Here is an 11749-nt window from a genome sequence, read left to right as displayed (position 1 = left end):
GGCATCGATGGCTGACTCGCCGGACGTCGCGGTTCTGCGTCGGGCGGCCCACGGGCTGTCGACGGAGTCGCTGGCCGACGAACTCCGCGAACGGTTGCCCGGGTACGAGGTGGCCAGGGCGGCGACGCCCGCGGCGGAACGCGAACTCGTCGCCGGGGCACCGGTCGTCGTCGGTCACGGGCTGCGCGACGACCTGCTCGAGGCCGCCGAGGCGCTGGAGCTGTTCGCCTGCTGTTCGGCGGGCGTCGACCACCTCCCGCTCGCCGAACTCGAGGCGCGCGGCGTCGTCGTCACGAACGCCTCGGGGGTCCACGGCCCGAACATCGCCGAACACGTCGTCGGCACCGTCCTCGTCTTCGTGCGCAACCTCCACGTCGGCTGGGAGCGGCAGCGAAACCGCGAGTGGCGACACTACCAGGGGTTTCACCGCGAACTGAGCCAGAGCACCGTCACCGTCGTCGGTCTCGGTGCCATCGGGCGGGCCGTCGCCGAACGGCTCGAGCCGTTCGGCGCTCACACCATCGGGATCCGGTACACGCCGGAGAAGGGCGGGCCGACCGACGAGGTGCTCGGCTTCGGCGAGGAGGACTTCCACGACGCGCTGTCCCGCACGGACTACCTCGTCCTCGCCTGCCCGCTGACCGAGACGACCCGCGGCCTCGTCGACGACGCGGCGTTCGAGACGCTCCCCTCGGAGGCCGTCGTCGTCAACGTCGGCCGCGGCCCGATCGTCGACACGGAGGCGCTGACGGACGCGATCAAGGGCAACGCGCTCCGCGGGGCGGCGCTCGACGTGACCGACCCCGAACCGCTCCCGGCGGACCACGACCTCTGGCGGATGGGGAACGTCCACATCACGCCGCACAACTCCGGCTACACGCCGCAGTACTACCCCCGCGTCGCCGACATCCTCGCTCGAAACCTCGAGACGGTCGAGGAGACCGGGTCGTACGACGACGTCGAGAACCGGGTCGCGTAGGCGGCGACTCGGCGCCCGTACAACATTTATACCGTCGGGCTAACTACCTCGGATATGACCCACGGCGCGGACGCCATCCACGAACTCGTCGAAGACGCCGGGTGGAGCTACCCGGTGACGGCAAACCGGTTAGAGCGTCAGTACGCCCTCACGAACGTCCAGCTCGACGAGGACGGCAAGTACATGATAATGGTCTCCGAGCTGTTCCTCGACGCCGAGGTCGACCGCTTCGAGAGCCGCGAGGACCTCGAACGGAAGCTCGAACCGGTGATCGAAGCCGAGATCGAGTCGCGACGCGTCGGGATCGTCGGCCGGCTCAAACGGACGTTCTTCGGCGGCCGCTGACGATGGTGAACACGCTTCGCGCCGTCTCGTGGTCGTCCGGCACGCTGCTGATCGCGCTGAGCGTCTGGGCGGCCGTCGAGTACGGCGACCCCCTCCGGTTCCTCCCGGGCGTCGTCGTCGCGGCGACGATACTGGGGCTCCCGCCGGCGCTGGCGTACGCGAAGCTCTGGTCGCGCCGCGGGAGCAGGTACCTCAAGGCCCGCCGCCGCGGCAGCGTCGAGATGGACGCGACGTTCGTCTCGGACGACCCGGACCCGAATCCGGACGACGCGCTTGCGAGCATCGCCGAGGCGGTCGGTGCCGGCGACGGCTCCGACGCCGTCCGCTGGGAGCCGTTCCCGGAGGGCGAGGGCCTCATGGTCACCCACGGCGGCTTCCACAACTCGTTCGTCAGGCTCACCGAGGGGGGGCGACTCGTCGTCACCGGCGCGTCGAAGCGGACGCGGACGCTGGCGCAGTTCGTCGGCGACCTCCGGGAGGTGTCGATGCGGAACCGCTCGAACAACCCCCTGCTGGGGCCGATACCCGTCCGCGGCGCGCCGCGGTGGTTCCTCGCGCTCGCGCTCGTGGCGCTCCTCGGCGTCGGCGTCGGCGGCGTCGCGAACGCGGCGTACCCGACCGACGCCTACAACACGCCCGAGAAGACCGTCCTCGTCTCCTACGACGCCCGCGCCGACGTCGATCCCACGACCTCCCCCACCGAGGCCACCCTCGGGAAGGCCGCGTTCATGACCGGCGCGCTCTCCGAGGAGGCGGTCGAGGTCGCCTGGGAGAAGGACGGCTCGCCGTACGTCGTCCACGACGCCCGCCAGGCCATCGAGATAAGCCGTGACGTCCGGGCACAGCTTCGGACGGCTCGCGAGGGGTCGCTGACGCCCGCACAGGTCGACAGGGCCGCGCGCATCGAGGCCGACCTCCACGCGGCCGAGCGGGACGTGGCGGCCGCCCTCCGGGAACGGCTCGAGAACGACACCGCCGGACGGTACGCAGACGAGATCCGGCCGCTCAGACGGCACCTGCTGCGACTCGCCGAGCGACCGGTCCGAGGGTGAGGACGATCGGTGCCGGCCCCAGCCGGCGACTTTCGCAGCCATGCGAGCGTTTAAGCGACCGCGACGCCCCACACCAGCCACCCAATGCGAGACTATTCCAACCACGCCACGAACCGCGTGCCGGAGCGCGACGTACGGATAACCGACATCGAGACCTGCGTCGTCAAGGGTAACTTCGAGTGGAACCTCGTCAGAGTCCACACCGACGCCGGCGTCACCGGCATCGGCGAGTCCTACCGCGGCGGCGGGGTCACCGCCGTCGTGGAGTATATGAAGCGGTTCCTCGTCGGCGAGAACCCCCTGGACGTCGAGCGGCTCTTCCGGCGGATGGTCCAGGAGACCTCCGGCCACAGCGGCACCACGGGCAAGGTCGTCACCGCGGCGACCGGCATCGAGATCGCGCTGTGGGACATCGCCGGCAAGGTGCTCGACGTCCCCGTCTACCAGTTGCTCGGCGGCAAGTACCGCGACGAGGTCCGCATCTACTGCGACTGCCACGCCGGGGAGGCCTTCGCGACCGACGCCGGATACCACTCGCCGGCCTCCGAGGACGCCTACTCGGTCGAGGCGTACGCCGAGGAGGCCGCCCGGGTCGCCGACATGGGCTTTTCCGCCCTGAAGTTCGACCTCGACCAGCCGTTCGACAACCACCCCGACCCGTACAACGGGCGCGTCTCGAACGCCGCCGTCCAGCGGAAGGTCGACACCGTCGAGGCCATCCGCGACGAGATCGGCTACGAGATCGACCTCGCCTTCGACATCCACTGGGACTACTCGATGGACAGCGCGAAACGGATGTGCCGGAAGCTCGAACCGTTCGATCTGATGTGGCTCGAGGACCCCGTGCCGCCGGAGAACATGGAGGCTCAGCGCGAGATAACGCGGGCCTCCCGGGTCCCCATCGCCACGGGCGAGAACCGCTTCCGCGTCCACGAGTTCAAGCACCTGCTGTACGACTTCGGGGTCGACGTCATCACGCCCGACCCGTCGACGTGCGGCGGCCTCGCCGAGTCGAAGGCCATCGCCAACCGCGCCGAGGAGAACTACATCGTGTTCTCGCCGCACAACGTCTGCGGTCCCATCGGTACGATGGCGTGCGTCCACCTCGGCGCGTGCGTCCCCAACTTCGACGTCCTCGAGTACCACGCGCTCGAGGTCGACTGGTGGGACGACCTCCACGACCGCGAGGACCCCCTCATCGAGGACGGCTACATCGAGGTTCCCGAGGCCCCGGGCCTCGGTATCGAACTGAACGAGGAGGTCGCACGGGAACACCTCCACGACCCGGGCACGATGTTCGCGTAGGCGACACGACCACTCTCCACTCGCGTGAGCGACGCGAATCGACACCACCCCACAGGGTCATATGACCCTCGACCGAAGGGGGAACGTACACCGACGAACGAAACCATGTTCACGTTACCGGATAGCGACAGACTGGCGGACGTCAACGACGTATCGATAGACGACTTCCCGGGGTTCGTCCTCCTCGAACAGGAGCGGGACCAGCCGCGGGTGGCGGACGTGGCGGCGGCGACCGTCGAGGCGCTCGACGACATCCCCGGCCTCGACGACCTGGACGAGGGAGCCGAGGTCGGCGTCACCGGCGGCAGTCGCGGCATTCACGACATGCCGACCGTGCTCCGGGCCGTCGTCGAGACGCTCTCCGACCGCGGGTTCGAGCCGTTCGTCTTCCCGGCGATGGGGAGCCACGGCGGCGCGACCGCCGAGGGGCAGCGCCAGATGCTCGCCTCGCTCGGCATCACGGAGGAGACGATGGGCTGTGAGATACGCTCCTCGCTCGACGTCGAGCGGGTGGCGACCGACGCGGAGGGCCGGCCGATCTTCGCCGCGACGGACGTCCTGAACGCGGACGCCGTCGTGCTGGCGAACCGGGTGAAGGCGCACACCGACTTCAGGGGAGACATCGAGAGCGGGCTCTCGAAGATCGCCGTCATCGGCATCGGCAAACAGCGCGGGGCCGAGGTGACGCACAACGCCGGGCTCGCAAAGGGGCTCGACGAGGCGATCCCGGAACGCGCGGCCGCCCTGTTCGAGACCGTGCCGATCGTCGGCGGGGTCGCTCTCATCGAGAACGCAGACGATCGCGCCGCCCACATCGAGGGACTCCCCGTGGACGAGATCCTCGACAGGGAGCCGGAGCTACTCGCCCGCTCGAAGGAACTCCTCCCCACGCTCCCCGTCGACGACCTCGATCTGCTCGTCGTCGACGAGATCGGGAAGAACATCTCCGGGACGGGGATGGACACGAACGTCGTCGGGCGGATGCTCTATCACGGGCAGCCGGAGCCGGAGCGGCCCTCCTACAGCCGCATCTACATGCGCTCGCTCACGGAGGAGTCACACCACAACGGCATCGGGATGGGGCTTGCGGATTTCATCCACGCGGACGCGGTCGGCGGCCTCGACCTCACGGACACCTACATCAACGGCATCACCGGCGGGGAGCCCGCCCGCGCCCGGCTCCCGGTCGTCGCCCCGACGGACGAGGTCGCGTTCCTGCTCGCGTTCTCCTCGACGGGCACGCGCGACCCCGGCGACATGCGCGTCGCCCGCATCCGAAACACCCTCGAACTGGGTCGCTTCCTCGTCTCCGAACCCGTCGCCGCCGAACTCGAGGAACGCGACGACATCACCGTCGTCGAACGACGACCGCTCTCGCTCTCCGACGGAGACCTCCCCGAGGAGCCCTACGAGATCGAAGGATGAACGACGGACGAGACGCGGCCGGGGACGAGCCGTCCGCCATCGCGACGCGCGTCGTCGTCTCGTATCCGGCGGACCTCCCGCCGCACGGGCGGCGACGGATCGGCCAGGAGTACTACCGGAACTACCTCCGGAAGGTCAACGACGAGGTCCGCGAGGGCGACGAGTGGAACGAATTCACCGACGTCGGCTGCTGCGGCAGTCGAATGGACGTTCCGCTCAGGGTCGAACGGGTCGAGGGCGGCCCGACGATGGGTCCGGGGACGGAGATCGAGTACGTGACGCGGGAGGCCCGCGGCGGGGACCCCGGGTGGGCCGCGCAGCACGACGAACCGGTCTGATCCGGGGGACCGCGAACGAGCGTCGAGTCCGTCGAGCGGGAGCGAACGGACGCCGGAGCGAGCGGACGGCCCGGTCGGCGACGCTCAGTAGTTGAGGTAGACCGTCTTGGAGATCGTGTAGAAGTCGATGGCCGCGTCGCCCTGCTCGCGGTAGGTCTCGCTCGAAGAGCCCTTGAAGCCGCCGAAGGGGACGTGTAGCTCGAGCCCCGTCGTCTTCTCGTTGACCTTCACCACGCCGGCCTCGACGTCGTCGACGAAGCGGTTCGCCTCGGCGAGGTCGGTCGTGATCACGCTCGCGGAGAGCCCGTATTCGACGTCGTTGGCGACCCGGATCGCCTCCTCGAGGTCGCTCACCTTCACCACCGAGAGCACCGGCCCGAAGATCTCCTCCTGGGCGATGCGCATGTCGGGATCGACGTCCGCGAACACCGTCGGCTGGACGAAGTAACCGTTCGCCCGCGGCCCGTCGTCGAGCGCCTCGCCGCCGGTCACGAGCCGCGCGCCTTCCTCCCGTCCGACCTCGACGTAGTCGAGGGTGCTCTGCAGTTCGCTCTCGCTCACCTGCGGGCCCACGTCCGCGCCGTCGAGCCCGGGACCGACCTCGAGGGACTCGGCGTAATCGACGATGCGATCGACGAACTCGTCGTAGACCGCCTCGTGAACGACGGCGCGCGAGCACGCGGTGCACGCCTGCCCCGTCACGCCGAACGCGCCAGCGCCGACGGCCCGGACCGCCACGTCCACGTCGCCGCTCGGCATCACGACGGTCGGGTTCTTCCCGCCCATCTCCGTCTGCGCCCGCTTCTGGGCGTCCGTGGCGTCGGAGTAGACCGCGCTACCGACGACGGTGCTGCCGGTGAACGAGACCGCGTCCACGTCCTCGTGGGTGGTGAAGGCGTCGCCCACCTCGCTTCCGGGACCCGTCACGTAGTTGAGGACGCCGGCCGGCAGGCCGCTCTCGTCCAGGCACTCGACCAGCTTTCGGGCGACGTTCGGCGCGAGCGACGCGGGCTTGAAGAGGACCGCGTTCCCCGTCGCCAGGGCGGGGGCGATCTTCCACGCTGGGATCGCGATCGGGTAGTTCCACGGCGTGATGAGGCTGGCGACTCCGAGCGGCTCGCGCACGGTGTAGAGGTTCCTGTTCTGACCGCTCGCGGATTTCACCGTGCCGCCGAGGTCCCGCGCCTTCTCGGCGTAGTAGTAGAAGATGTCGACGGCCCGCCCCACCTCCGGTGCGGCTTCGGCGGTCGTCTTCCCCTCCTCGCGAACCAGCGTCTCGATCAACTCGTCCTCGCGCTCCGCGAGGCGCTCGGCCGTCCGGCGGAGGACCTTCCCGCGCTCCGGACCGGGCGTCTTGCCCCACGACTCCGAGGCGGCCTTCGCGGCCTCGACCGCCCGCCGTGCGTCCCCGCGTCCGGACCGCTGGAACCGGCCGACGACCTCCCCGGTGTTCGCCGGGTTGCGAACCTCGAACGTCTCGCCCGTCTCCGATGCGACCCACTCGCCGTCGATGTAGTTCTGGAACGTCTCTGGCATCACCGGTAGATTCGACGGCATCCTTACCGGCTTTTCGGTCGGGACGGGCGGGCGGCCTGGAACGAGCTTCGACGCCGCGCTCGCGATGGAACCCGCCGGAGTGGCGCGACGACCGACCGTCTCGGTACGTACCACAAATCCTTCACGACACGGGCACGAGGGTACCGGAACCGCGGTCGTCGAACGAACGCGTCGCGTCGGTCGTTTTTCTGATAGAGATGTTAGAGATATATTTATACAAATCTGTGGGAAAGCTCAGGTAACAGGCGTACGTGTATTATTCGAGAGAGGTTGTCACCCGTGACGGCTCGTCCCACGGCCCACTGGCGGACGGGCTATCGATGGCCCGTCACTCCCGTGGACCGGACACCACGGTAGTGGCAGCGTGTAGTGGTCCAGCACCGCCGGAGTCACCGCTCGGTCCGCGGCGTTCTAGCGGCGTTCGAGACGGCTTCGTACCGCCGTGAGGTCCCGGTAGAGCGAGACGGTGACGGTGAGCACGGGATACGTCCAGTCGCCCGGACCGGCCGCGTACAGGTAGGTGCAGAGGTCGTGGCCGTCGAGATACCGGGCGATCGACCGCTCCTGGACGTGCCGTTGGCGCGCGTCGATCAGTCGGCGACACCGCTCGAGCAGGTCGTCGACCGCCTCCGCGACCGCAACGCGCTCCGTCGACGTCGCGGTCTCCGAGTCGCCCAGCCGAGCGAGTCCGGCGGTGAGTTCGCGGCCTTCGTGGTGAGCCCCGGCGAGCGAGTCGCGCTCGGCCTCGAGGGCGTCGAGGAACGCCCGGCGATCGCGGATCGCGCGGTCTGCACCCGCGACGATCGCTCGTTGCACGGTCACGGTGAGCGGTCCGTCCTCGCGGACGACCGCCGCGAGTTCCGATCCCACCTCCGCAGCGAGGTTCGTCGCCAGCGACTCGTCGTACACGCGGTCGTAGTGCTCGACGCCCATCACCGTCTCCCGGTACGCCGTTCGAACCTCTCGCGTCGTAGACGCCGAACCGAGATCGGCCAGCGACCGATCGCGAGGAGACGGGACGGTACACAGCGCCCGTGACCGCTCCGGCTCGGGGTCGAGGGCGCGAATCCGCCCCGCGAAGGTCTCGAAGGCGGCCTGCTCGACGCGCACCTGCTCGTACTCCTCGTCGAGGAGGGTGCGTGCGGTCTCGATCGGCGCGAGCAGGTGGCGGTGCATGTACGGTCGTCGAACGGGGCGGAGCGACTTCGGGACGTACCGAGCGCTCGAAAGGCGTCCCACGCCCCACCCGACGATTGGTATACGTTATCCAGCGTCACGAACGTCAAGGTTTCCATACCATTAAATATCTCCTCGATCGGCGTGGACGAGTTCACACCTCGAATGGTGGTATCACCGAAGTGTCGGTGACGCTCGAACCGAGAGTCGCGAAGCACTTCGACGTCGGTCACGTCATCTGGAAGGAGGGCGACCCGGTCCAGCCCGGCACCGCGGCGGGGGAGTGAGTCCCGACCGGGTCGGTTATCCGATCACCGAATGAGCCACCGACCGCCGTCTTCGGACGCGACGATACCGTCGCGGGCGCTCGAATGGACGTCAACCTTTATGCGCCGCCGTGTGAAGGTACGCGTGACGTCTACGCCGTCAGCGAGTGACAGCGGTAGAGCGCGGTTCACCGAGAGATCACCGACAGAAGGACTCCACACATGGCCCAGACGCGAACCGAATCCGAGCTGACCGAACTGATCGCGGCCCTCGTCGCCATCGAGACCGAGAACCCGCCGGGGAACGAGGCGGCCTGCACCGACTACATCGTCGACTGGTTCGACGAACGCGGCATCGACGCCGATCGCGTCGAGCGGCCGTATCCCGATCGACCGCAGGTCGGGGCGCGGGTGGGCGACGGCGATCCGACGGTCGTGCTGAACGGTCACGTCGACGTCGTCCCGGCCGGCGACCTCGACCAGTGGTCGGTCGGCCCGTACGACGCCGTCGTCGAGGACGGCACTCTTTACGGCCGCGGAAGCGCCGACATGAAGACGGGCGTCGCCCTGGGCATGCTCGCGATGGCCGAGTTCGATCGAGCGTTCGAGGGCGCGGAGCTGGACGGCTCGCTCGTGTTCCACGCCGCCATCGGGGAGGAGACGGCGGAGCCGGGAACGAGGTCCCTGCTCGAGTCCGGGTACGACGGCGACTACGGCGTCGTCCTCGAACCGACGGGGCTGCGAACCGCAACTAGTGAGAAGGGACTCGCCTGGTACGAGATCGGCGTCGGGGGGGATCCGTCCCACGCGAGCCGACCGGATCAGGGAACGAACGCCATCCAGCACGCGCGCCCGGTGCTCGATGCCCTCGCCGACTACGACGCGGAGGTCCGCGAGCGCGAGGACGACCTCGTGGGGCGGGCGTACGCCACCGTCACGAAGTTCGAGGCGGGGACGAAGGAGAACGTCGTCCCGGAGCGCGCCGCGATCACGGTCGACCGCCGGTTTCTCCCCTCCGAGTCCGCCGACGAGATCGACGGCGAGATCGACGACCTGCTCGCCGAGGTCGCGGCCGACCACGGCGTCGAGATCACCTGGGAGCGCACCCGAACCTACGAGTCCGCCTCCGTTCCGAGCGACAGCGACCTCGCCGCGGTGTTCCGCGAGCACTCCGCCGCCGTCGCCGACGTCCCGACCGAACCGTGGGGTATCCAGGCCTCGACGGACGTCCGGAACTTCGTCAACGACGCCGGGATCGAGGCGATCACCTGGGGCCCGGGCGACATCTCGCAGGCGCACACGTACGACGAACACGTCGACCTCGCGCACGCCGCGGACGGCTACGAGGCGCTCGTCCGCGCGCTGACGGACCTCTTCGGCGGGGATCCGTGAGCGACGTCTCGGGACGCCCGTCCCCCTCGTCGACCGACGGTCGACCGCCGCCCACGTTCGAACGACGTGCCAGGTACCGAAACGATCGTGGACGGTGTCCGTATCGCGTCCGCTCACCCGGAACATTTATTATCCGTGGTGTGCCATAGCACCACACTGAGTTTTACCTATCTCCTCACAGGGGTACGAGCGTTACGCACCCTGTCGTACTCAGTCGTCGGTCGCAAGCGTCACCGCCGCCCGCGCGAGCGCGTTCGCGGCGTTGTAGCAGTCCTCCCAGCTCGTGAACTCCCGCTCGGTGTGGCTCTTGCCGTTCTCGCTGACGGCGAACACCATGCCCGTGTCGCAGAATGCCGCCAGGTGGGCGGCGTCGTGGCCGGCACCGCTGACGATCCGCCGGCTCTCGAGCCCGAGCGAATCGGCGGCAGACTGGACCGCTCCGACGCACGCCTCGGAGAACCGGACGGCCGGCGATCGCATGCGCCGCTCCCACTCCCACTCGACGCCCTCGCGCTCGGCGGCGGCCTCGGCTTCGAGCAACACCCGGTCGAGCGCCTCGTCGACGATCTCGTCGGAGGGGTCGCGGAAGTCGAAGGTGAACGTCACCTCCTCGGGGACGACGTTGATCGAGTTCGGTTCGACGTCGAGGTGACCGACGGTGCCGACGGTCCGCTCGCCGAGCGTGCTCGGGATGCGGCGCGCCCCGGTGACGACGTCCGCGGCGGCGACGAGCGCGTCCCTGCGGTAGTGCATCGGCGTCGGCCCGGAGTGGTCGGCCTCGCCGCGGTACGTGATCGCACCCCAGACGAACCCGACGACGCCCGTGACGACGCCCACCTCGTAGCCGCCGTCCTCCAGATACGGCCCCTGTTCGACGTGGAGTTCGAGGTACGCCTCGTACTCCTCCGGGGGTTCGGCCGGGCGGTCGCCACGGTAGCCGATCCGTTCGAGTTCGTCGACCAGACGCTCGCCGTTCGCGTCCGTCTTCTCGTACTCCTCCTCGACGTCGTGTTCGCCGACCCACACGCCGCTACCCTGCATCGCCGGCTGGAAGCGCGACCCCTCCTCGTTCGTCCAGTTCACGATCTCGATGGGGCGTGTCGTCTCCGCGTCGGCGTCGTTCAGCGCCCGGACGAGTTCGAGCGCGGCGACGACGCCGAGCGCGCCGTCGTAGATGCCGCCGTACGGCTGTGAGTCGAGGTGCGAGCCGACCAACACCGGCGCGGCGGCCGGATCGGTCCCCCCTCGTCGGCCGAACACGTTGCCGAACTCGTCGATTCGCACCGCGAGACCCGCCCGCTCCATCCGGTCGCGGAACCAGTCCCTGACGTCCCCGTCGGCGTCCGAGAGGGCGAGCCGATGGAGACCGCCGCCGGCGGTCGCACCGAACTCGGCCTGCTCTCTCATCGTCGCGACGAACCGGTCCCTGTCTATCGATACCTCCATACGCGCCTCTCACGCCCCCGGCCCGAGTAGGTTTCGTCTCGCGTGCGACGGTTCGATGCCCCGCGCCGGGGCGCTCGGGGGGTTCATTACGATCCCGGCAAAACGGAGGACATGGAGATCGACGTTCGACCGTTCGCGTCGTTCCGGGATGCGCTCGGGCGCGACGGCGTCGTCCGGGAACTCGAGGAGGGCGCGACCGTCGGGGACCTGCTCGCGTCGCTGGAGGCGACCCACCCCGGTCTGGAGGGACGGCTGCTCGCCCCCGACGGGTCGTTCCATCCGGCCGTGACGGTGCTCCTGAACGGCAGGCACGTCTCGCACTTCGAGGGCGTCGAGACGGCGCTCGCGCCGGGCGACCGCGTCACCCTCAGCCCGCCGGTCACCGGCGGATGAGCGAGCACCGATCCGTCGTCGCCGGCGGGCGTCTTCAGCAGGCCCGCCCGATCGTCCGCGTGGGTCGGGGTGGTA

11 protein-coding genes are annotated in these 11749 nt (G+C 69.2%); 8 read left to right on the top strand and 3 right to left on the bottom strand.

Going from position 1 to position 11749, the window contains the following annotated elements:
* The first annotated feature begins 7 nt into the window (after window positions 1-7).
* The 6 genes from NKI68_RS18720 to NKI68_RS18695 all read left to right on the top strand — a co-directional run bounded on the left by NKI68_RS18720 (window position 8) and on the right by NKI68_RS18695 (window position 5444).
* Window positions 8-979: a D-2-hydroxyacid dehydrogenase gene (locus tag NKI68_RS18720; RefSeq protein ID WP_254546817.1), complete on the top strand. Its 972-nt coding sequence runs from the start codon at window positions 8-10 to the stop codon at window positions 977-979.
* A 54-nt stretch (window positions 980-1033) separates the two neighbouring features.
* Entirely contained in the window at window positions 1034-1324 is a 291-nt protein-coding gene (locus NKI68_RS18715) for a hypothetical protein (RefSeq protein ID WP_254546816.1), read from the top strand.
* 2 nt (window positions 1325-1326) lie between these two features.
* Window positions 1327-2376, top strand: a complete 1050-nt coding sequence (locus tag NKI68_RS18710) for a hypothetical protein (RefSeq protein ID WP_254546815.1) — start codon at window positions 1327-1329, stop codon at window positions 2374-2376.
* A gap of 84 nt (window positions 2377-2460) precedes the next feature.
* The gene (locus NKI68_RS18705; RefSeq protein ID WP_254546814.1) at window positions 2461-3681 is read left to right on the top strand and encodes a mandelate racemase/muconate lactonizing enzyme family protein; all 1221 of its coding nucleotides are present in this window, start codon (window positions 2461-2463) and stop codon (window positions 3679-3681) included.
* 105 nt (window positions 3682-3786) lie between these two features.
* Window positions 3787-5106, top strand: coding sequence for a nickel pincer cofactor-dependent isomerase, group 22 (locus NKI68_RS18700; RefSeq protein WP_254546813.1), 1320 nt, complete (start codon window positions 3787-3789; stop codon window positions 5104-5106).
* Window positions 5103-5444: a DUF7968 family protein gene (locus tag NKI68_RS18695; protein ID WP_254546812.1), complete on the top strand. Its 342-nt coding sequence runs from the start codon at window positions 5103-5105 to the stop codon at window positions 5442-5444. Before NKI68_RS18700 ends, NKI68_RS18695 begins: the two co-directional genes overlap by 4 nt.
* Before the next feature lie 84 nt (window positions 5445-5528).
* On the opposite strand, the gene xacF is transcribed toward NKI68_RS18695, so the two are convergent.
* Both xacF and NKI68_RS18685 read right to left on the bottom strand, forming a co-directional pair.
* Complete coding sequence (gene xacF, locus NKI68_RS18690; protein WP_254546811.1) at window positions 5529-6980, bottom strand: 2,5-dioxovalerate dehydrogenase; 1452 nt, start codon at window positions 6978-6980, stop codon at window positions 5529-5531.
* A 432-nt stretch (window positions 6981-7412) separates the two neighbouring features.
* The gene (locus NKI68_RS18685; protein WP_254546810.1) at window positions 7413-8177 is read right to left on the bottom strand and encodes a DUF7260 family protein; all 765 of its coding nucleotides are present in this window, start codon (window positions 8175-8177) and stop codon (window positions 7413-7415) included.
* A gap of 488 nt (window positions 8178-8665) precedes the next feature.
* Here NKI68_RS18685 and NKI68_RS18680 point away from each other — a divergent pair, with 488 nt between their 5' ends.
* The gene (locus NKI68_RS18680; protein ID WP_254546809.1) at window positions 8666-9835 is read left to right on the top strand and encodes a M20 family metallopeptidase; all 1170 of its coding nucleotides are present in this window, start codon (window positions 8666-8668) and stop codon (window positions 9833-9835) included.
* A 210-nt stretch (window positions 9836-10045) separates the two neighbouring features.
* On the opposite strand, the gene NKI68_RS18675 is transcribed toward NKI68_RS18680, so the two are convergent.
* Complete coding sequence (locus NKI68_RS18675) at window positions 10046-11281, bottom strand: Zn-dependent hydrolase (RefSeq protein ID WP_254546808.1); 1236 nt, start codon at window positions 11279-11281, stop codon at window positions 10046-10048.
* Between the two features lie 111 nt (window positions 11282-11392).
* Between NKI68_RS18675 and NKI68_RS18670 the strand changes: the two genes are divergently transcribed.
* Window positions 11393-11674, top strand: coding sequence for a ubiquitin-like small modifier protein 1 (locus NKI68_RS18670; RefSeq protein WP_254546807.1), 282 nt, complete (start codon window positions 11393-11395; stop codon window positions 11672-11674).
* Window positions 11675-11749: the final 75 nt, after the last annotated feature.

It is taken from the genome of Halomarina pelagica, from assembly GCF_024228315.1.
Classification (GTDB): Archaea; Halobacteriota; Halobacteria; order Halobacteriales; family Haloarculaceae; genus Halomarina; species Halomarina pelagica.
This window is presented reverse-complemented; position numbering and strand designations above follow the sequence as displayed.